General features: G+C 53.2%; 17 protein-coding genes. 12 read left to right on the forward strand and 5 right to left on the reverse strand.

What is annotated here, in order from left to right:
* The first annotated feature begins 101 nt into the window (after positions 1-101).
* The 3 genes from ftsH (at position 102) to HF685_RS07475 (ending at position 3,367) form a co-directional block, all read left to right on the forward strand.
* The gene (ftsH, locus tag HF685_RS07465) at positions 102-2,051 is read left to right on the forward strand and encodes an ATP-dependent zinc metalloprotease FtsH (RefSeq protein ID WP_168818979.1); all 1,950 of its coding nucleotides are present in this window, start codon (positions 102-104) and stop codon (positions 2,049-2,051) included.
* Positions 2,052-2,125: 74 nt separating this feature from the next.
* On the forward strand, positions 2,126-2,491 hold the full coding sequence (locus HF685_RS07470; protein WP_168818980.1) for a hypothetical protein: 366 nt from the start codon (positions 2,126-2,128) through the stop codon (positions 2,489-2,491).
* 42 nt (positions 2,492-2,533) lie between these two features.
* Positions 2,534-3,367 carry a sterol desaturase family protein gene (locus HF685_RS07475; protein ID WP_168818981.1) on the forward strand — a complete coding sequence of 278 codons (834 nt, stop codon included), beginning with the start codon at positions 2,534-2,536 and terminating at the stop codon, positions 3,365-3,367.
* On the opposite strand, the gene rpoZ is transcribed toward HF685_RS07475, so the two are convergent.
* A complete protein-coding gene (gene rpoZ / locus HF685_RS07480) occupies positions 3,345-3,692 on the reverse strand; it encodes a DNA-directed RNA polymerase subunit omega (RefSeq protein ID WP_168818982.1) in 348 nt (115 codons plus the stop codon). The two genes, HF685_RS07475 and rpoZ, sit on opposite strands and share 23 nt — an antisense overlap.
* A gap of 144 nt (positions 3,693-3,836) precedes the next feature.
* Here rpoZ and HF685_RS07485 point away from each other — a divergent pair, with 144 nt between their 5' ends.
* Positions 3,837-5,048, forward strand: coding sequence for a phospholipase D-like domain-containing protein (locus HF685_RS07485; protein ID WP_168818983.1), 1,212 nt, complete (start codon positions 3,837-3,839; stop codon positions 5,046-5,048).
* A 179-nt stretch (positions 5,049-5,227) separates the two neighbouring features.
* Positions 5,228-6,316 (forward strand): class A beta-lactamase, encoded by a 1,089-nt coding sequence (gene bla / locus HF685_RS07490; RefSeq protein ID WP_168818984.1) that lies wholly within the window; start codon positions 5,228-5,230, stop codon positions 6,314-6,316.
* A 20-nt stretch (positions 6,317-6,336) separates the two neighbouring features.
* On the opposite strand, the gene HF685_RS07495 is transcribed toward bla, so the two are convergent.
* Positions 6,337-6,642 carry a hypothetical protein gene (locus HF685_RS07495; RefSeq protein ID WP_168817420.1) on the reverse strand — a complete coding sequence of 102 codons (306 nt, stop codon included), beginning with the start codon at positions 6,640-6,642 and terminating at the stop codon, positions 6,337-6,339.
* 36 nt (positions 6,643-6,678) lie between these two features.
* Entirely contained in the window at positions 6,679-7,047 is a 369-nt protein-coding gene (locus HF685_RS16335; protein ID WP_168818985.1) for a hypothetical protein, read from the reverse strand.
* A gap of 230 nt (positions 7,048-7,277) precedes the next feature.
* On the opposite strand from HF685_RS16335, the gene HF685_RS07505 reads away from it, so the two are divergent.
* From HF685_RS07505 to HF685_RS07525, 5 genes are all read left to right on the forward strand, one after another.
* Complete coding sequence (locus HF685_RS07505; protein ID WP_168818986.1) at positions 7,278-8,300, forward strand: ArsR/SmtB family transcription factor; 1,023 nt, start codon at positions 7,278-7,280, stop codon at positions 8,298-8,300.
* The gene (gene metF / locus HF685_RS07510; protein WP_168818987.1) at positions 8,297-9,253 is read left to right on the forward strand and encodes a methylenetetrahydrofolate reductase; all 957 of its coding nucleotides are present in this window, start codon (positions 8,297-8,299) and stop codon (positions 9,251-9,253) included. Before HF685_RS07505 ends, metF begins: the two co-directional genes overlap by 4 nt.
* Positions 9,250-10,299, forward strand: a complete 1,050-nt coding sequence (locus tag HF685_RS07515; RefSeq protein ID WP_168818988.1) for a homocysteine S-methyltransferase family protein — start codon at positions 9,250-9,252, stop codon at positions 10,297-10,299. Before metF ends, HF685_RS07515 begins: the two co-directional genes overlap by 4 nt.
* Before the next feature lie 106 nt (positions 10,300-10,405).
* Positions 10,406-13,021 (forward strand): methionine synthase, encoded by a 2,616-nt coding sequence (gene metH / locus HF685_RS07520; RefSeq protein WP_168818989.1) that lies wholly within the window; start codon positions 10,406-10,408, stop codon positions 13,019-13,021.
* A gap of 137 nt (positions 13,022-13,158) precedes the next feature.
* On the forward strand, positions 13,159-14,106 hold the full coding sequence (locus HF685_RS07525; protein ID WP_246218800.1) for a right-handed parallel beta-helix repeat-containing protein: 948 nt from the start codon (positions 13,159-13,161) through the stop codon (positions 14,104-14,106).
* A gap of 23 nt (positions 14,107-14,129) precedes the next feature.
* Here HF685_RS07525 and HF685_RS07530 read toward each other — a convergent pair whose 3' ends face one another.
* Positions 14,130-15,722: an alkaline phosphatase family protein gene (locus HF685_RS07530; RefSeq protein WP_168818990.1), complete on the reverse strand. Its 1,593-nt coding sequence runs from the start codon at positions 15,720-15,722 to the stop codon at positions 14,130-14,132.
* Between the two features lie 167 nt (positions 15,723-15,889).
* Between HF685_RS07530 and HF685_RS07535 the strand changes: the two genes are divergently transcribed.
* Positions 15,890-18,013: a protein-disulfide reductase DsbD family protein gene (locus HF685_RS07535; RefSeq protein WP_168818992.1), complete on the forward strand. Its 2,124-nt coding sequence runs from the start codon at positions 15,890-15,892 to the stop codon at positions 18,011-18,013.
* Between the two features lie 14 nt (positions 18,014-18,027).
* A complete protein-coding gene (locus tag HF685_RS07540; protein WP_168818994.1) occupies positions 18,028-18,642 on the forward strand; it encodes a redoxin domain-containing protein in 615 nt (204 codons plus the stop codon).
* A 238-nt stretch (positions 18,643-18,880) separates the two neighbouring features.
* Here the strand turns inward: HF685_RS07540 and HF685_RS07545 are convergent, their stop codons facing one another.
* Entirely contained in the window at positions 18,881-19,285 is a 405-nt protein-coding gene (locus HF685_RS07545) for a hypothetical protein (protein WP_168818997.1), read from the reverse strand.

A 19,285-nucleotide genomic window follows, 5' to 3' on the forward strand; every position in this document is an offset into this window, starting at 1 on the left:
CTTCAGGCTGATATCGGCAAAAACATGCCCCCCGATATTGTCATCTGACAGAAAAGGCTTATCTTTGGTGGAGTATATTTATCGATAGGACATAGTGCCAAATGAACGACGAACAGGATCCAAAAGAAAACCCCTGGATGAAATCCATGCTGATCTGGGCAGGCATTATTGTTGCGCTGTTGCTCACAGTGTCCATGTTTGGCGCTGGAAGCAGCACTGATGCTGGTTCGGTAATGAGCTATTCTTCGTTCCGCGCCAAAGTGGCCGAAGGCAGTGTGAAGAGCGTTGCCATCGCGCCGGACAAGATTACCGGCGAGCTTACCAATGGCGACAAATTTGCCACCACACCGGTCAATGATGACACTTTGGTCAATCTGCTCGACGAAAAAGGCGTAGAATATAGCGGCAAGGCAGAAGAAAGCCCAAGCTTGTGGCAATATCTGTTGATCCAGTCCCTGCCATTCTTGCTGATTTTGGGCGTCGCGTTCTTCGTCTTGCGCCAAATGCAAAAAGGCAGCGGCTCCGGCGCAATGGGTTTCGGTAAATCAAAAGCCAAACTGCTCACCGAAAAACAGGGCAAAGTAACCTTTCAGGATGTCGCTGGGATTGATGAAGCGCGCGAAGAACTGGAAGAGATAGTAGAATTTCTGAAAGACCCGAGCCGCTTTGCGAAGCTCGGCGGACAGATTCCCAAAGGCGCTTTGCTGGTTGGTTCACCCGGTACCGGTAAAACACTGCTAGCCCGCGCTATTGCTGGCGAAGCGGGTGTCCCCTTCTTCACCATCTCCGGTTCGGACTTCGTTGAAATGTTCGTTGGCGTCGGTGCCAGCCGTGTCCGCGATATGTTTGAACAGGCCAAGAAAAACGCTCCCTGTATTGTTTTCATCGACGAGATTGACGCTGTTGGACGTCATCGCGGCGCCGGACTTGGCAACGGCAACGACGAGCGCGAGCAGACGCTGAACCAGTTGCTTGTCGAGATGGACGGTTTTGAAGCCAATGAAGGCATTATCATCATCGCTGCTACCAACCGCCCTGACGTTCTCGACCCTGCCCTGCTGCGTCCCGGCCGCTTTGACCGTCAGGTTGTGGTGCCGCATCCCGACATTGAAGGCCGCGAGAAAATTCTTCAGGTTCATATGAAGAAAGTGCCGCTCGCTCCCGATGTTGACGCACGCACAATTGCGCGCGGAACGCCTGGTTTTTCAGGTGCCGATCTGGCCAATCTGGTCAATGAAGCAGCATTAATGGCAGCAAGACGTGGCAAACGGCTTGTCGCGATGGATGAGTTTGAAACCGCCAAAGACAAGGTCATGATGGGTTCCGAACGCCGCTCGATGGTAATGACCGAGGACGAGAAGAAAATGACGGCTTATCATGAAGCCGGTCACGCTATCGTTGCCGTTCACGAGCCGGCATCAGACCCTATTCACAAGGCCACAATCGTCCCGCGTGGTCGCGCGCTTGGCATGGTCATGCGTTTGCCGGAGCGTGACAGCTACAGCTATCACCGCGACAAAATGCATGCCAACCTTGCTGTTTCGATGGGTGGGCGTGTCGCGGAGGAAATAATCTTCGGCTATGATAAAGTGTCTTCCGGCGCATCTGGTGACATTCAATATGCTACCAAACTGGCCCGCGATATGGTTACCCAATGGGGCATGTCTGACGAAATGGGTCCGCTGCAATATGAAGAGCAGCAGGGCGAGACATTCCTCGGCTATTCCCAGTCACAGCGCGCCCATATGTCTGACGAAACTGCGAAAAAGATCGATTCAGAAATTCGCGGTATTGTCGACGCCGGATACGACCGTGCCAAACATGTTTTAACCAAAAACGAAAAGCAACTGCATTTGCTAGCCAATGCGCTGCTCGAATATGAAACCCTATCGGGCGACGAGATCAACAAATTGCTCGAATCCGGCAAGTTTGAACGCGATGGCGGCGATGTGATCAAGCCGTCTTCGGTTCCGGCTGTCGGCACATCCATCCCGAAAGCAGGCCGGAAAAAGAAAGGGCCATTTGGCGATCCCAAACCACAGGGCGCTTGATATATCCGTTCAAAACCGGTTCATCAAAATATCACCAATACCCTTCCCATCATATTGATCGGAAGGGTATTTTTATGAAGGTTCGCTATATTGTCACAATCGCCGTATTTTGTTCCGCCAGCGCTGCATCTGCCTCAATGAACGCACAGTTGTTCTACGCCAAGGCAGTCGCTCTGGAGAAGAAAGGCATGGGTGCGATGCTCTCTAAAGACTTAAAGCCAGTGATGAATGAGATGAAAGCTTCTGGCGCGGCGGTGAAGGCAGAAAATGAGGCGGCCAAGAAATTGGGAAGTCCGCTATATTGCCCACCAGCGAAAAGCGGCAGCATGAACAGCAAGCAATTGCTCGCGCTCTTTGGGGCAATACCCGAAAGCCGCCGCAAAACGATAAATGTACAGACGGCATGGAAAGAAATCCTGGTCAAAAAATTCCCATGCTAAGCGCATCCTTGCTTCACAGGCAAAGCGCTGCGAAAAGGGTCTATGGTCTTCTTCGAACACTATGAGACGATAATCCGCTTTGCTATTCTGACAGGCGTTTTTGCCGCAATGGCGGGCTTGGAATTGGCATTTCCGCGCCGGTCGCTGTCCCAGCCCAAGGCGCACCGCTGGTTCACCAACATCGGAATGGTCATAATCGACACCGCTTTACTGCGGGTCGCGATGCCGCTGCTGATGATTGGTGCTGCGGAAATTGCTTTTCAGCGGCAATGGGGACTTCTTGCATTCACCGAGCTGCCGGTGTGGATGGAGTTTCTGGTTGCAATCCTATTGCTCGATCTGGCGATTTACATTCAGCATGTCGCCACTCACAAAATCCCACTTCTCTGGGATATGCACAAGGTCCATCACGCAGACCGCGATTTCGATGTAACAACAGCAGTGCGATTTCATCCCTTCGAGATATTTTTATCGATGGTCTATAAGATAGCCTGTGTTTTCGTCATCGGCCCTTCAGTTTTGGCCGTGTTTGCGCTGGAAGTGCTATTGAGCGCTTCTGCCATGTTCAATCACAGCAATGTGAAAATCCCGCTCAAACTCGATCAATGGCTGCGCTGGTTCATCGTAACGCCCGATATGCACCGGGTGCATCACAGCATCATCCGCGCAGAGACGGATAGCAACTATGGTTTTTTCCTGACGATCTGGGACCGGATATTTGGAACATATATCGATCAGCCCCAGCTGGGTCATGAGGGCATGACGATCGGTCTGGCTGAGTATCAGACAGAGGAGCCTTCCGGATTAGGATGGAGCTTGTTGTTACCGCTTCAACGAAGCAGGTCGGCAAAAATCAACGCCGACCATATTCGTTAGAAACACCGGCACTGCGTGGAGGAGCCGCTGCAGTTAAACGCAGGGCTTCAGCAGACTGGCTGATCGAACCGATTTCATCCGGCGTATCGTCATCGTCAATCTGCACTTTCTGCAGAGATTGGACAAGCTGCTCTTCCAGATCAGATGGCTTGACGGTTTCTTCTGCAATTTCACGCAGCGACACGACCGGATTTTTATCACGGTCGCGGTCGATCGTCAGTTCAGCACCGCCCGAAATCTGGCGCGCACGCTGGGCCGCGAACAGCACCAAATCAAAACGGTTGGTAACTTTATCGACGCAATCTTCAACGGTGACGCGAGCCATAAGGCGCTCCTGATTCTCAAAATTCTGGAAAGAGCGGTCTAGCTAGAGCTTTGTCGTGGTTTTGTCAACAAATCAGAAGACTGGCAAATGGCTTGATGATCTTTCAGTTTGCGGCAACCAGCGCCGCCACCTATGTTCCATAATATGCTCGGAAAACCCGCAAGAAACTTTGACGATAGTAATATTTTTGATGTTGCCGGCAATCAATTGCAACTGATTTATCGCGCCGCTCAAAGACTGGAAGCATTGCTTGGTCTTATCAACGGCGCACAACACTCGCTCAAACTATACTACTATATGTTTGAGGAAGACGACATCGGAGATCTTGTCCGTGATTGTCTAGTTGCAGCGATGGAACGCGGTGTTGAAGCACAATTGATGGTGGACAGCTTCGGTTCCAACGGTGCCTCGAAAGAGTTTTTTGAAGTTTTCCGGAAAGCTGGGGGAAAATTCGCGATTTTCAGCCCCCGTTTCTCAACCAGTTATTTCGTCCGCAATCACCAAAAAATGGCGATAGCTGACGACTGCAAAGCAATAATCGGTGGCTTCAATATTGCCGATCAGTATTTCGATAAGCATCCTGATGATAAACATGAGGATCACAATGAAAACGGTTGGCTTGACATCGGTCTCATAATCGAAGGTCCGGGGGTCAAAAAGCTCACAGAATATTATCTGTCTCTTTCCCAATGGGTTCACGATGAAAACGGTAATATGCGGATGTTGCGGAAATTGGTGCGTAGTTGGCAGTCTCGGGAAGGCCAAAACCGGGATCGTTTCCGGCTTTTAATTGGCGGACCAAGCAACCGGCTTAGTCATTGGGCGTGGTCGATAAAAAAGGATCTGGAAGCCGGAAGCCAACTGGATCTGGTAATGGCATATTTCTCGCCCGGCCAGGGTTTGCTTCGCAGGATTGCAGCCTTGTCTAAAAGAGGCGGTTCCAGTCGGCTGCTGCTGGCTGGCAAAACCGACAATGGCGCAACCATAGGAGCGAGCCGCTCGCTTTACGGCTATTTACTAAAACGCCGCGCGCAAATATTTGAATATCAACCAAAAAGATTGCACGCGAAGATGATTGTCGTCGACAATGCGGTCTATCTCGGCTCTGCCAATTTCGATTTACGCAGCCTGTTCATCAATGTTGAGATTATGATCCGCATCGAAGATGCCCACTTTGCCGAACATGCCCGCTGCATGGCAAGGGAGTTGCGGGAACAGTCAACTGAAATCACCCCACTGCTCCACAAGTCCCGAAAAACGCTACTCAATAGAGCCAGGTGGGCGCTGTCATACTTGGTCGTCAACCTGGTAGATTATTCCGTAACGCGGCGCTTCAACTTTGGGTTGAAAAAATAATCGAAGACCCAAATTCATGGGAACTTCAACATTCCGTCCCAGCTTTAGAATCGTTCATCGCAAAGCTGCGTTTTGGTTCTGTTCACCGCCGCTTGCTATCGTAAAGCTATAGCGCAAATCAGGGATGTGGGCTGCAAGGTTCACGCTGAGACGATAAAACAGGGAAAAGAACAAAGTCCATGATCCAGTTTCGTACAATTGTCGTTTTTATCTGCTCTGGCCTTTTGTCCGCCTGCGTCTCATCTGGAAGTTATGATCGACCAGTTGGGCAGCAAGATGCACAGCCTCCCCGATATGATAATCCGCCACCACAATCCGTGATTGATGTCTCCCGCGATCGACCCAATCCTGCTCTGGAGCGAGAAATTGCCGAGCTTTGGCGCACGTTTCCAGGCAAAACAGGCATCGCAGTGAAACGGATTGACGGAAATTGGGAAATTGGCCACCGCGCGGACGAGGCGTTTCCGCAGCAAAGCGTTTCAAAACTCTGGGTGGCGATGGCTATGCTGGACAAAATCGATCAGGGCCGTGCGTCGCTATCGGACCCCATCCGGATTGGCCGCGAAGATTTAACCCTTTTTCACCAGCCGCTAGCGGCGGAAGTGCAACGCAGCGGCGCCGTAACCAAAACCGTCTACACCTTGCTGGAAAACGCGCTGGCGTCTAGCGACAACACCGCAAATGATGCGTTATTGCGGCACGCGGGGGGTCCCGACGCGGTCAATGCCTTCATCCGCCGCACCAATCTTGGGCAAATTAAATTCGGTCCGGGCGAACGGTTGATGCAAAGCCAAATTGCAGGTTTGCAATGGAACCAGAGCCTTTCGGAAGGGCGTAAATTCTACACCGCGCGCGCCAATGTACCTGTCGAAACCCGGCAAAGAGCGCTCAACGCCTATCTCGCCGATCCTATCGACGGGGCTACGCCGGCCTCTATCGTAAATGCGCTGGATAAACTTGCCCGTGGCCAGTTGCTCTCGGCAAATTCCACCCAGTTGCTACAGTCCATCTTGAAGCGCACGCGCAGTGGACCAAACCGGTTGAAGGCGGGCGTGCCATCTGGTTGGGAGTTTCTCCACAAAACCGGGACCGGTCAGGTTCTCGGAGCAGTCTCCACTGGCTACAACGATGTGGGCATAATGACGGCCCCTGATGGCACACGCTATGCGGTCGCCGTAATGATGGGCGACACAACAGCGCCTATTCCTGAACGGATGAGAATGATGCAAGGGGTTACGCGGGCCATCGCCCGATATCATCAAAGATAAGGTTTAACCGAGGAGCCGGTTTATTGCTGTGGCTGGCCTTCAGCCATTGCTTGACTTGACGTCTGCTGATCAATTGGTTCCGGCGGCGCATTTCGTTCATCCAACATTTCAGCCGCCTCATCTAGGGCCTTGGCTTCTCCAACCGTAACGCCGCCAGGGCCCGGGTCGTTTTGCGCCGGACCACATCCGCTTAGCACCATAGTTGCCGATATCGCGGCGCACAAAGCTATGGAACGGGGTGTTTTAATTATCATTAAACGATTGTAGCTGCAGTCGTCACGCAATTCAAAGCGTCTTTTTCCGCTCAGGGCAAAAAAAAGGGCCACCCGAAGGCAGCCCTTTTAAAAATATTTAAGCGAGGCTTATTCAACTGCTTTTTTTGCAGCAGCGGCGCCTTTGTCGATCATTTTTCCAGCTTCAGCTTTAACAGCTTCTTTGGCATCGCCTGCAGCGGATTTAGCGGCGTTAGCAGCAGCGTCTGCAGCGGTTGCGGCAGAATCAGCAGCGTCTGCAGCAGCTTCAGTGGCTTCGCCCGTCGCGTCAGCGGTTGCTTCGCCCATGGCATCAGCAGCGCCTTCAGCAGAGTCCATTGCTTCATCAGCAGCGGCTTCCGTGTCCATCACAGCTTCTTCAGCACCAGCTTCAGCGGTATCTGCAGCGTTATCGGCTCCAGAACATGCAGCCAAGCCCAGAGCGGCGGCAATTACGAATGATGTGGTAAATTTTTTCATTGGGGTAACCCTTTACTATAATCCTCAAAAAATCACACAAGCGACGATTTTCTCTTATTCTGCTTGCGGCAGCGTAATTAGCGACATGAGAATCGGAAGGCAATGACGAACATTGTTACGCCGGGTTGCAGATCATTTTCTTGTCCGAAATTATAACGTTTATTGGAATCAAGCCCTTTAAATCTCATTGATTGACCAGATATAAAGAATTCTTTATATAAGATTCTGAAATGGACGATATTCTATCAATCTTTCGCGCTCTCGCGGACCCGACACGGCTGCGAATCGTACTCTTGCTGCTCAAAATGGAGTTGGCCGTCGGCGAACTCGCACAAATATTGGATCAAAGCCAGCCCCGTATTTCGCGTCATATCAAGATACTCGACGAGGCAGGACTGGCGGAAAGGCGCAAAGAGGGCAGCTGGGTATTTTTGCGTCCGGGACAAGCGGTTGAGCTGGATATTCTGAGGCGGATTTTTCGCTCGGAGAAAGTGGCGAAGACGAAACAAGCGATTGAAGATGAAGCGCAATTGTCATTGGTTCGCAAAGCCCGGGCGGAAATGGCAGAGCGCTATTTTGAGGCGCATGCGGAGGAATGGGACGCGATCCGTTCCCTCCATATTGCAGAACTGGAAGTCGAGCACGCCATGATGGCGCTGCTTAAAGATACAAATCTCGGACATTTACTGGACATTGGAACCGGCACCGGCCGGATGATAGAAGTTTTCGGTCCGAAAGCTGAAAAAATAACAGCGCTCGACAAGAGTCCGGAAATGCTCCGGCTTGCGCGCGCTAAACTCCTCGACGAAAATGAAAATGCTGACGCTTCCAAATTGCTGGCAAAGACTGAACTCAAGCTCGGTGATTTCAACAATCTTCCGTTGCCAGATGCCAATGTTGATAGCGTTATTCTGCATCAGGTTCTTCACTATGCACAGCATCCCGAAGCTGTGTTGTTGGAAGTAGCCAGGGTGCTAGGTCACAATGGTGTACTTGTCATCGCCGATTTCGCCGTTCACGATCATGAGGAATTGAGAAGCAAGCACGCCCACGCCAGGCTCGGTTTTTCAGACGATAGCATGCAACGCTGGTTCACTGCGGCGCATCTCGACTTGATCCAGACCAGAACGCTGGATGGCGGCGAGTTGAGTGTAAAAATCTGGGTCGGTCGAAAAACCGGCCTGACCAAAATTCATCCAAACGACGGGACTGACCTATTGGTTCCCAATCTACAGAAAAGAGCTAGCGCATGAATGCACAAAACAAGCCACTGGGGTTTAGCGAATTGGAAGAGGCAAAGCGTGCACTGGATGTGCCTTTGTTCGCCGGACTAAGTGGTGATGCCGATGTATCATTCGAGTTTTTTCCGCCCAAGTCGGAAAAAATGGAGCAAACCTTGTGGGACAGCGTGATTACGCTTGAGCCCCTGAATCCACGTTTTGTGTCGGTAACTTATGGTGCTGGTGGGTCTACCCGTGAACGCACTCATGCAACGGTGGCCCGGATCGCCAAGGAAACCAATATTCCGGCAGCCGCCCATCTGACTTGTGTTGATGCCAGCAAAGACGAGATCAAGGAAGTAGCGACAGCCTATTGGGAAGCGGGTGTGCGTCATATAGTTGCGTTGCGCGGTGACCCGCCATCAGAAGGACAAGCCTTTGAACCGCATCCGCAAGGCTATGCCAGTGCCGCCGAGTTGGTCGCCGGCTTGAAAGATATTGCGCCGTTTGAAATTTCCGTTGCGGCCTATCCCGAAACCCACCCCGAAGCCAATTGTCCGCAGACGGACCTTGATAACCTGAAACGCAAGCTTGATGCGGGTGCCAGCCGGGCGATCACGCAGTTTTTCTTTACCGCAGAAGCCTTTTTCCGTTTTCGTGATGCCGCTGGTGCTGCGGGTATAGATGCCGAATTAGTGCCCGGAATTTTACCCGTTTCCAATGTCGCGCAAACGCGGAAGTTTGCGGGAATGTGCGGGGCGGAAATACCGGCGTGGATGAATGATCTGTTCGACGGTCTGGATGACCATCCTTCCGCGCGCCAGCTAATCGCAGCCACAGTCGCAGCCGAGCTTTGCCGGAAATTATACGCTGGCGGCGTACGTCAATTCCATTTCTATACGCTCAACCGGGCAGAGTTGAGTTACGCGATCTGCCATTTGCTTGGCAAACGACCTGAAGCACAATCAAAGGAGTTGAGTGCATGAATAGTCCTCGTGAAGCGCTGCACGCGCTTGCTGCAGAACGCATCCTGATTTTTGATGGCGGATACGGTACGACCATACAAAACCACGGATTGGGCGAACGCGATTATCGTGGAATGCTTGAGCTGACGGATGATCAAAAGGGCAATAACGACCTGCTCAGCCTGACCCGTCCGGATATTATTGAAGGCATTCACACGGCTTATCTGGAAGCCGGAGCGGATATTGTGGAGACCAACACGTTTAGCTCGACCAAGATAAGCCAGGCGGATTATAGTTGCGAACATCTGGTCCGCGATCTCAACATCAAATCAGCCGAAATTGCGCGGACTGCTTGCGATAAGGCCGAAGCCAAAGACGGCAAGAAACGCTTTGTCGCAGGCTCCATTGGCCCGACCAACAAAACGCTCTCGCTCTCGCCTGATGTCAACGATCCCGGTTATCGCGAGATTGATTTTGATTATCTGAAGGGCGTTTACCGTGAACAATGTGATGCGCTAATCGAAGGCGGTGTTGATTTTCTGTTGATCGAAACAATCTTTGATACGCTGAACGCAAAATGCGCCGGGATGGCCGCGCAGGAAGCGGCTGAGGCTTGCGGGCGCGATGTGCCGCTGATGATTTCGATGACGTTGACAGACTTGTCAGGTCGCAATCTATCTGGTCACACGGTTGAGGCCTTCTGGCATGCCGTGCGGCATCTGAAACCCGTCACGATTGGCCTCAACTGCTCATTTGGCGCGGACCAGCTGCGTCCGCACCTCGCGATGCTGGCCAAGCAAGCCGATTGCCTGATCATGGCTTATCCCAATGCGGGCTTGCCGAATGAACTTGGCGAATATGATGAGCTACCCGATCAGACGGCGGCGCTTACACAGGAATGGTTTGATGATGGACTTGTGAATATCGTTGGTGGATGCTGCGGTACGACGCCTGAGCATATCGCGGCGATTGCCAAGGCGACCGAGGGCGCGAAACCAAGGATCATTCCGACCGCGACTGTCCTGACCAAATTGTCGGGTCTCGAACCATTTACTATGGCTGCCTGAAAACAACCGAACAAACTGTCGTTCGTTTCGAGCATAGTCGAGACACGAATTGCACAAACACAAGAATCTCTCGACTTTGCTCGAGGTGAACGGAAATATCTGAATAATGACAACAGCTTCCTCTACCAATTTCGTCAATATCGGCGAGCGTACCAACGTCACCGGCTCAGCGCGGTTCAAGAAACTCATTCTCAATGATGATTATGAAGCCGCAGTAGAAGTCGCACGCCAGCAGGTGGAGAATGGCGCGCAGATTATCGACGTGAATATGGATGAAGGCCTGCTCGACGCTGAAATGGCGATGACAACCTTCCTCAAGCTGATCGCCGCAGAACCCGATATTGCTCGCGTTCCAGTGATGATTGACAGTTCCAAATGGAAGGTCATTGAAGCCGGGCTAAAATGCGTTTCGGGCAAACCGATTGTTAACTCGATCTCGATGAAAGAAGGCGAGGCAGAGTTTCTCAAGCACGCGCGCCTCTGCATGGCTTATGGCGCGGCGGTCGTCGTGATGGCGTTTGATGAAACCGGTCAGGCGGATACCAAGGAGCGCAAGATCGAAATCTGCGAGCGGGCGTATAAATTGCTCACCGGCATCGGCTTCCCGCCGGAAGATATTATCTTTGATCCCAATGTCTTTGCGGTTGCGACGGGCATCGACGAGCATCGCCGCTATGGGCTGGATTTCATTGAGGCTACGGCCGAAATCAAAAAGCGCTGCCCGCATGTTCATATCTCCGGCGGACTCTCCAACCTCTCATTCAGCTTCCGCGGAAACGAACCGGTGCGCAAAGCTATGCACAGCGTCTTCCTCTATCACGCGATCCCGGCCGGCATGGATATGGCCATCGTCAATGCGGGCCAGCTGGATATTTATGATGATATCGATCCGGAGCTGCGCGAGCATTGCGAAGATGTGGTGTTTGATCGCCGCGATGATGCGACCGACCGACTGATAACCCTTGCCGAAAAATTCCGTGGAACAGACGTGGTTGCTGAGAAAGCGGCGGCGGAATGGCGCGGCTATGAAGTGCACAAACGCCTCGAACACTCTCTGGTCAAGGGCATTGACGCGCATATCATTGAAGATACTGAAGAAATGCGGGCGGCGGTAAAGGACCGCGGCGGACGTCCGATTGAAGTGATCGAAGGCCCGCTCATGGACGGCATGAACGTGGTCGGCGACTTGTTCGGGTCCGGCAAAATGTTCCTGCCGCAAGTGGTGAAATCGGCCCGCGTGATGAAAAAGGCTGTGGCCCACCTCTTCCCTTATATCGAGGCGGAGAAAGAAGAAGGCGCAAAGGGCAAAGGCAAAATCATCATGGCGACCGTGAAGGGCGACGTGCACGATATTGGCAAGAATATTGTTGGTGTGGTTTTCCAGTGCAACGGCTTTGAAGTCATTGATCTGGGCGTCATGGTAGCATGGACGGATATCCTGGCAGCCGCGAAAGAGCATGATGCGGATATCATCGGGCTCTCCGGCCTGATCACCCCGTCGCTTGACGAGATGGTCACGGTTGCAGAAGAAATGGAACGGGCGAAAATGACAACGCCTCTGCTGATTGGCGGCGCTACCACGTCCAAGACGCATACTGCCCTGCGGATTGAACCGGCCTATTCCGGGCCGACAATCTATGTGCTGGATGCAAGTCGCGCTGTCGGCGTCGCCTCGCAACTGGTCAGTGACACGCAAGCCGAACCGTTTATCGCCGCCACCCGCGAAGATTATGAGCAGGTGCGCATCGCGCGCGCTGGCAAGACGGCAAAGAAGCTCGAACCGCTAGAACGAGCGCGCGCAAATGGAGCCAAGCTTGATTTTGCGAAAAAAGCTCCTGCTCCAGCCAAACCCGGATTGCACGTCTACGAAGACTGGGATCTTGCTGATCTGCGCGATTACATCGACTGGACACCATTTTTCCGCGCCTGGGAGCTGGCGGGTACCTATCCGTCCATCCTCACCGATGAAGTGGTTGGCGAAAGCGCCAGCGACCTATTCCGAGACGCTCAAGCGATGCTCGACAAAATTATCAGCGAGAAATGGCTGACCGCAAAGGGTGCTGCGGGTCTGTGGCGCGCCCGCCGCGATGGTGACGATATCCTTGTGTCGCCGGAAAATGAAGAAATCGCATTGCCCATGCTCCGCCAGCAGGTCAGCAAACGCGGCGGAAAAACCAACAATTGTCTGGCTGATTATATCGACACATCAGACGACTGGATGGGCGGTTTTGCCGTCACTGCAGGCCATGGTATTGAAGAGCATGTCCAGCGCTTTGAAATGGACAAGGATGATTATAACAGCATCCTGCTAAAAGCGCTGGGCGACCGCCTTGCCGAAGCCTTTGCTGAACGCATGCACGAGCATGTCCGCAAGGATTTATGGGGCTATGCTGCGAATGAAGATCTGGATTGCAAGGCGCTGATCCAGGAAAAATATCAGGGCATAAGACCAGCCCCCGGCTATCCGGCCTGCCCGGATCACAGCCTCAAACCGATATTATTCGAAATGCTGGATGCGACTGCCAATACTGGCATTGAACTGACGACGAGCTTTGCGATGACACCAACGGCAGCGGTTTCCGGCTTTTACTTCGCGCATCCCGACGCGGATTATTTCGGCGTGGCACGCATCAGCGAAGATCAGGTTGAGGACTATGCCACGCGGCGCGGGGTGCCGCTCGATAAAGCGCGGCAGTGGTTACGTCCCAATCTCAACGAATAGGGCATGATTTTAACCTGTTAACCTATCATGCTCAGGATGAATTCATCTGGGACGGCCTACACAATCCAATTGTTTGATGATTCTGCACAGGCTATTGCAAAATCACATATTCCCGCTTGTTTTCAGGAGCTCCTATCGTGTCGTTCAAAGTCAAAACCCTCATTGCAGCAGGTCTCGCACTTTCCATTGGTTCAACGGGCCTGGCTCAGAGCGCTGGCCCGCCTTTCACGGTCGCGGAAACCGGTAAGGGTTTTTATCGGTTGAGCGAGGCGGTTAAAGCCATCGGCGGGAATAATGGTACGATTGTTATCGCAACCGGGGCATATGGCGATTGCGCTGTGCAGACCGCCGGTCGAATTACCTACAAGGCTGCAGTAGCCGGGAAATCCATTTTGGATGGCGGAATTTGTGAAGGCAAAGCAGCGCTCGTATTGCGCGGCAAAGCGGCAACCATTGATGGTATTATTTTCCAGAATCAGCGCGTGCCAGATGGTAACGGTGCCGGTATCCGTATTGAAAAAGGCGATCTTTATATCTCCAACGCGCTGTTCCGGAATTCCGAACAGGGTATCTTGAGCGCCGATGATCCCAGCGCAGAAATCGTAATCGACCGCTCCACCTTCCAGCGCCTTGGCCGCTGTGATCGCGGATTATCTTGTGCGCACAGCATCTATATCGGCGACTTTGGATCGCTCAAAGTAACCAACTCGCGTTTTGAAAAAGGCAATGGCGGCCACTACGTAAAAAGCCGCGCGGGCCGCGCCACGATTACCGGCAATAGCTTTGATGACACCCAGGGCCGCGCGACCAATTACATGATCGACCTGCCAGCCGGAGCCACCGGCGTGATCAGCAATAATGTTTTTGTGCAAGGCCAAAACAAAGAAAATTACAGTGCGTTTATCGCGGTGGCCGCAGAAGGCCGTAATCACAGCTCTGCCGGTCTGAACATTCATTCCAACAGCGCATCATTGGCCAAAGGCGTCAGCCGCAACACGTTTTTTGTAGCCGACTGGAGTAATGAGCAATTGCGCATCGCCAATAACAATCTGGGCCGCGGCTTGACGCGCTATGAGCGGCGGTAGTTTAACTCAGGTCAGGATCTAGCTTACTTGCAGGTTGAATGCTCCCCGGCGTCGAGATCAAGACAACGGCCATCAACTCCTTCACCAGAGATATCCAACCCGATTAGTGCACCCAGTGTTGGCGCGATATCGACCGTTTTTACAGAAAGCGGTTGTTCAAACGGCGTCATACCCTTGCGCCAGAACATTATCGGCACCCGCCGGTCATAATCCCATGGGCTGCCATGCGTCGCCACATAGCCTCGCGCAGTACTGGCAATCGGCGTAACGCCCTTTTTCAGAACCACCAAGAAGTCGCCCGACCGATCTGGATGAAAAGACGCGCGCGTGCGCTCGGCGACTGTCCATTCTTCCACAGGCCCGGTTGGCATTGGCATCGCTTTGAGTGAAGCGCCGTCAAGCACGCTGTGCACCTGCGGATGGGCGGCGAACATCGCCATCGCCTCAGTTTTCACTTTGGCCTTGGTTGCAGCGTCGAACGAGAGATCGATATAATAGTCGCCAAATGGCCCATCGGCGTGAAGCAAAGGTTTGTCGGTGGAGAGCCGAAGCTTTGCTTTTACAGCCGCGCCTATGTCTTTGGCATTCAGCTTGGCATCCACACGCTGCGCATCAGACATGCCCTGCAACGTTGCCCGCTCCGGCAGATCGAGACCGCCATGATCGGCAGTAAGCATGGCCACATAATCTATGCCGGCCTGATCCAGCACCGAGAAAAATTGGCCAAGCTGTTTGTCGAGCGCGCTCATCTGGATACACATTTCCAGACCTTCGGTGCCAAAAGCATGTCCGACATAATCGGTGGCCGACAGCCCTACGGAAAGAACATCCGTCGCTTCGCCCTGCCCCAGTTTCATGTCTCTTGTAACGGTCATGGCAGCCGCGAGAATAGCGCCATCATAATCCGGTGAGAGGCGGAACATGCTGGCTCCACCTTCCGGTCTGGCAAAAGCATAATCACCAACCGATTTACCGTCGCCATGGGCGATCTTGGCTTTGCGTGCTTCACACTGCGCTGGAATGCCAAATGGCGGACGCGCTTTGTCCAGAGTCGCGGCCATTGTATCATTGACCAATTTGACCGCCGGGCTCACCGATCCACCCTTGGCGGTTTCAAAACTTTTGCCATTGAACCAGTAAATCGCGTCCGTTTGTTTGCCGCCCATCATCAGCGCTGCCCGGTCCTTTCCCGCCACCGCCACATTGCGCGATTTGGGCGAGATCTTCGTTAATCGCTCGCCCAAAGTCGGCACCAGCAAATGCCATGCGGATGCGACGTAATCGCCTTGGGTCGCAGCGGTGATATCACCAAAACTCGTGCCTTCCACCCGCTCGTCTTCCGCGCAATAGACGGTCTTGTCATCGCGCTTGATGTCGAGATCAATCCAGTTATTGGCAATGATTCCTGTCCGTCCGGGGTGCGCGCCGGTCATAATGGTTGAATGGCCGGGACATGTTTCGGTTGCGGCGTGCGATTGATAACCGGAAGGAAAAACCGCGCCTTGTGTCAACCGCTTCAAGCCGTCGGTAAAGGTGCTGCGATATTCCGCAAAAAGATCTGATGAGAACTGATCCACGGAGATGGCAACCACCAGCTTCGGTTTTTCCACACTCATGCTGGTGTGATCTTCCGCACTTGCCGCGCTGGCAATTGCAATTAGACTTGTAAAAGCTGTAACAAATTTCAATGTGCGCACGAATAATCCCCAAAATTGAATAGCCGCTATGGTCAGCGACCTTCTGATAACCTAAAAGCCATGTAAGATGAAATGGTGAGTTTTTTATGACATTTGATTTGCGTTCGTTCAGTTTGATGCTGGCTGCTTTATTCATGGCTTGTGCCGTGCCTGCACATGCACAAAATAAACTGGGCAGCAAAGAATTAAATGTTCCAGCAACGCTCGTGGCCGAATCGCAGCGGGTGCAGGCCGGTCGTAGCGTGACGCTCGCCTTTGTAATGAAGCCCAAGCCAACGTGGCATGGTTATTGGGAAAATCCCGGAGACGCGGGCATCGGCATGAGCTTTGACTGGACATTGCCTGCTGGCGTTACAGCCGGAAAAGCAAGCTATCCCGTGCCAGAAACTCTGCTCATTTCCGGCATTATGAATTATGTTTATGAGGGTGAATACGCCGTTCTGGTCAATCTGGTTGTGGCAGAAAATGTCTCGCAAGGACCGCTTCCGATATCCGTAAAATCCGAGTGGCTGGCCTGCACCGATGAAGTCTGTGTTCCCGAACAGGATGAACTTTCAATCACACTGGAGGTGGTAAGCAAGGGTGCAGCGGTCTCGTTGAACAGCGCGTTCAATGACTACCGTGCGAATTTGCCGCGCCCGCTGGGAAGCAATGGCACTTTTTCGGTCAAAAACGATATATTCCGTCTTTCCATTCCATTGCCAAAATCAGTTGCCGTAGAAACTCCGTATTTCTTTATAAAGGAAGATGGCGTTGTTGATTATGGCGCTACGCAGAAGGTCAATAGGGACGGTGACCTGCTGATCATCGAAACAACAGCGCGCGGGGATAGCGCCGAACCAATCAACGGCGTTCTGAAAATCGGTCCGCATATGGGTTTTATGCTCACGGCCGATAGCGGCGAAGTCGAAATGTCAGGCGTACCGGTAGCTAAAGGCGGTGATGGAAATTTTACCGGTGGTGGCGACCAATCTAACGCCTCTTTGCTTCTTATTGCACTCGGCGGAGCAATAGTCGGCGGGTTATTGCTCAATCTCATGCCCTGTGTGTTTCCTATCCTTAGCCTGAAAGCGATGAGCCTGGCCAAAGCAGGCGGTGATGAAGGCATCGTCCGGCGCGACGCACTGGCCTATACTGCCGGTGTCGTGGTGGTTGCCACTGTGCTCGGTGGGATATTGCTAGGCCTGAGAGCCAGCGGCGCAGCCGTTGGCTGGGCATTCCAGCTGCAGGACCCCCGCATAATATTTGTGCTGCTCGCACTTGTCACAGCAATTGGTTTCAATCTTGCCGGCCTCTTTGAACTCCCCAATATCAGCATGGGCAGCAAGCTCACAACCAGGGAAGGGCCAGCGGGTTCATTCTGGACGGGAGCGCTAGCAGCGTTCGTTGCGACACCCTGCACCGGTCCGTTTATGGCAGCGGCGCTGGGCGCGACCATTGTTCTGCCACCCATCGCGGCCTTGATCATTTTTGCAGGGCTGGGCGTTGGTCTGGCATTGCCGTTCTTGCTCATCGCCTTTGTACCGGCCATTCGCAGCCGCTTGCCGAAACCCGGCGCATGGCTGGACAGTTTCCGCAAGATTATCGCCGTCCCGATGTTCCTGACCGCCATCGGTCTCGTCTGGCTGCTCGGTCGGCAAATCGGTACGGATGCTTTGGGGTTATCGCTGCTATTTTTACTCGGCGCGACGCTGGTCCTCTGGTGGTTCGGTGGCGGCCAAATGAAAGGCCTGTCGCGCGGATGGGTGACAACCGGTGTGATGATCGCTGTGCTCGCTGGCGGTATCTTGGCACTGCCCGGCGAAGAGCAAATGGCGGTGCAAAAAACTGCTAATTCATCCAGTACCACTCTCCCCAGTGAGCCATTTAGCGAAGAGCGCCTCGCCGAACTGCGGACATCAAACCAGCCGGTATTTGCATATTTCACGGCGGACTGGTGCATAACCTGCAAGGCCAATGAGGCTGCTGCGGTACAGCGTCAGGAAACAGCTGATGCATTCGCCGCCGCCAATGTCGCGGTGTTGATGGGTGACTGGACCCGTCCAGACCCGGTAATCAGCAACTTCCTGGAGAAACATGGCCGGGCCGGAGTGCCGCTTTATCTTTACTATGCCCCTGGTCAGGAACCGGTCATCTTGCCTCAGATACTAACAGTCGGTACTTTGACCGATCTCGTGAACGACCCGATTAAAACAGCATCACGAAAATGAAGTGGAGACGGATCATGCCAAACCTCAAACTCATCCCTGTCATTGCTATCGCCGCTATCATGCTGGCGTCTCCCCTCACTGCCGCGCAAAAAAACGGCGCGGTCGCTCAGGATTTCAAACTGACCGATATGTTCGGCAAGACCGTCCAGCTTTCCAAATTTCGCGGCAAGACCGTGGTGCTGGAATGGCATAACCCCGGCTGCCCGTTCGTCCAGAAACATTATGGCGGCGGCAATATGCAGGCAGCACAAGCTGCGGCGCGTAAGCAGGGCGTGGTGTGGCTGACAGTGAATAGCGGCGCAGAAGGCAAGCAGGGGCACATGACCGGTCCCGAAGCGCAAGTGCTTGCCAAGAAGCAAGGCGCGGCCGCAAGCCATTATTTGCTCGATATGAACGGTGTAGTCGGCAAGGCTTATGGCGCAAAAACGACGCCTCACATGTATATTATCGATGGTTCAGGCAAGCTGGTTTATCAGGGCGGCATTGACGACAAACCCACCGCTAACCCGGCGGACATCAGGACAGCGCGTAACCATGTGACCGCAGCTCTCGGAGAAATCAAAGCGGGGAAAACCGTAAGTGTAGCGCAGTCTCGCCCTTATGGCTGCTCGGTAAAATATGCCAGCTAGCCTTAGCAGACAGACAGATAACAAAAAGCAGGACTGGCACGCGATACTCAACTGACGCGCCAGCCCTGCTCCCATAAGATCCAGCCAATATCCGGCGGCTTGCAAACCCCCTGAAAGCCCTCCAGGATATGGCGACCCGGACCTATATGTTAACTCATAATCTCATTTTAAGGATTGGGAGACAGGTTCATACTCAACACGAATCTGCCTCCCGCCCTTGTTCCGACGGCGTGCGACCCTAACTAGAGGCGCCGCCGGTCAAACTGAATTTCTGCGTGCCGTTGGCACCGATTAGTTCGATACCTTTGGTACCGGCCAAACCGGACAGCGGGATTGATTTCTCGTAGCTATCGGCTGCCAACGCCAAACCATGATCGGCGGCAGGAGCGCGTTGCTCGGCAACAATCTCAATGCGCCGATACTCTGGATTATGTTGTTCAAGCGAAGGCACTAAAATTACCTGCCCGCAGTTTTTCGGCGCTGGCCCGGACACAACCAGATAGAGTCCGTGACCAAATGTTGGCCCGGCACGCAGCTCCGCGTGATCAAATGCCACTGCGTTGGCCCGTCCAGCTTTTTCGGTGACAAACGCCTTTGCGCCTGCCGTTTCAATTCGGTCATTCACTTTTACAACAAGCTCCAT

Source organism: Parasphingorhabdus halotolerans (assembly GCF_012516475.1).
GTDB classification, from domain to species: domain Bacteria; phylum Pseudomonadota; class Alphaproteobacteria; order Sphingomonadales; family Sphingomonadaceae; genus Parasphingorhabdus; species Parasphingorhabdus halotolerans.

Excerpts from the sequence above, each read along its gene's own strand:
- ftsH (WP_168818979.1), top strand. The coding sequence starts at position 102 with ATGAACGACGAACAGGATCCAAAAGAAAACCCCTGGATGAAATCCATG.
- HF685_RS07470 (WP_168818980.1), top strand. The coding sequence starts at position 2,126 with ATGAAGGTTCGCTATATTGTCACAATCGCCGTATTTTGTTCCGCCAGC.
- HF685_RS07475 (WP_168818981.1), top strand. The coding sequence starts at position 2,534 with ATGGTCTTCTTCGAACACTATGAGACGATAATCCGCTTTGCTATTCTG.
- rpoZ (WP_168818982.1), bottom strand. The coding sequence starts at position 3,692 with ATGGCTCGCGTCACCGTTGAAGATTGCGTCGATAAAGTTACCAACCGT.
- HF685_RS07485 (WP_168818983.1), top strand. The coding sequence starts at position 3,837 with ATGCTCGGAAAACCCGCAAGAAACTTTGACGATAGTAATATTTTTGAT.
- bla (WP_168818984.1), top strand. The coding sequence starts at position 5,228 with ATGATCCAGTTTCGTACAATTGTCGTTTTTATCTGCTCTGGCCTTTTG.
- HF685_RS16335 (WP_168818985.1), bottom strand. The coding sequence starts at position 7,047 with ATGAAAAAATTTACCACATCATTCGTAATTGCCGCCGCTCTGGGCTTG.
- HF685_RS07505 (WP_168818986.1), top strand. The coding sequence starts at position 7,278 with ATGGACGATATTCTATCAATCTTTCGCGCTCTCGCGGACCCGACACGG.
- metF (WP_168818987.1), top strand. The coding sequence starts at position 8,297 with ATGAATGCACAAAACAAGCCACTGGGGTTTAGCGAATTGGAAGAGGCA.
- HF685_RS07515 (WP_168818988.1), top strand. The coding sequence starts at position 9,250 with ATGAATAGTCCTCGTGAAGCGCTGCACGCGCTTGCTGCAGAACGCATC.
- metH (WP_168818989.1), top strand. The coding sequence starts at position 10,406 with ATGACAACAGCTTCCTCTACCAATTTCGTCAATATCGGCGAGCGTACC.
- HF685_RS07530 (WP_168818990.1), bottom strand. The coding sequence starts at position 15,722 with ATGAGTGTGGAAAAACCGAAGCTGGTGGTTGCCATCTCCGTGGATCAG.
- HF685_RS07535 (WP_168818992.1), top strand. The coding sequence starts at position 15,890 with ATGACATTTGATTTGCGTTCGTTCAGTTTGATGCTGGCTGCTTTATTC.
- HF685_RS07540 (WP_168818994.1), top strand. The coding sequence starts at position 18,028 with ATGCCAAACCTCAAACTCATCCCTGTCATTGCTATCGCCGCTATCATG.
- HF685_RS07545 (WP_168818997.1), bottom strand. The coding sequence starts at position 19,285 with ATGGAGCTTGTTGTAAAAGTGAATGACCGAATTGAAACGGCAGGCGCA.